The organism is Paenibacillus sp. 2TAB23 (assembly GCF_052115165.1).
Lineage (GTDB): Bacteria > Bacillota > Bacilli > Paenibacillales > Paenibacillaceae > Pristimantibacillus.
This window is the reverse complement of the sequence record NZ_JBFRGD010000066.1, coordinates 1-795: the sequence shown is the minus strand read 5'-3', so window position 1 is coordinate 795 and position 795 is coordinate 1. Positions and strand designations below refer to the sequence as shown.

Below are 795 nucleotides of genomic sequence, written 5' to 3'. Positions count from 1 at the left end.
CGCCGGAGCGGTTGCCGTGATTTGTGTCGCCGAGTCCACGGTATAGGACGTCGCCGCCGTTGCACCAAACGTCACCGCTGTTGCACCAGACAGATTCGTTCCGGTCAAAATGACAGTCGTCCCTCCGGACGTCGGACCTGCCGTCGGCGAAATGCTTGTGATCGTCGGCGCGGCAATGTACGTAAATTGGTCCGCTGCCGATGTCGCGGATGTGCCGCCTGTCGTCGTTACTCTTACGTCTACGGTTCCCGAGCCCGTCGGAGCGGTTACCGTGATTTGTGTCGCCGAGTCCACGGTAAAGCCCGTCGCCGCCGTTGCACCAAACGTCACCGCCGTTGCACCTGACAGATTCGTTCCGGTCAAAATGACAGTCGTGCCTCCGGACGTCGGGCCCGATGTCGGCGAAATGCTCGTAATCGTCGGCGCGGCAATGTACGTAAATTGGTCCGCTGCCGACGTCGCGGATGTGCCGCCCGGCGTCGTTACCCTTACGTCTACKGTTCCCGAGCTACCCGCCGGAGCGGTTGCCGTGATTTGCGTTGCTGAATTTACGGTAAAGCCCGTCGCCGCCGTTGCACCAAACGTCACTGCCGTTGCACCGGACAGATTCGTTCCGATCAAAATGACAGTTGTGCCTCCGGACGTCGGACCCGCCGTCGGCGAAATGCTCGTAATCGTCGGCGCAGCTTTGTACGTATACTGGTCAGCCGCTGATGTCGCGGATGTGCCGCCCGGCGTCGTTACCCTTACGTCTACGGTTCCCGAGCTACCCGCCGGAGCGGTTGCCGTGATTTG

General features: G+C 61.1%; 1 protein-coding gene. It reads right to left on the bottom strand.

Translation table 11 applies throughout. The annotated features are described in order from the left end of the window. A partial coding sequence (locus AB4Z29_RS32305) for an IPT/TIG domain-containing protein (RefSeq protein WP_441946960.1) occupies positions 1-795 on the bottom strand: 795 nt, incomplete at both ends.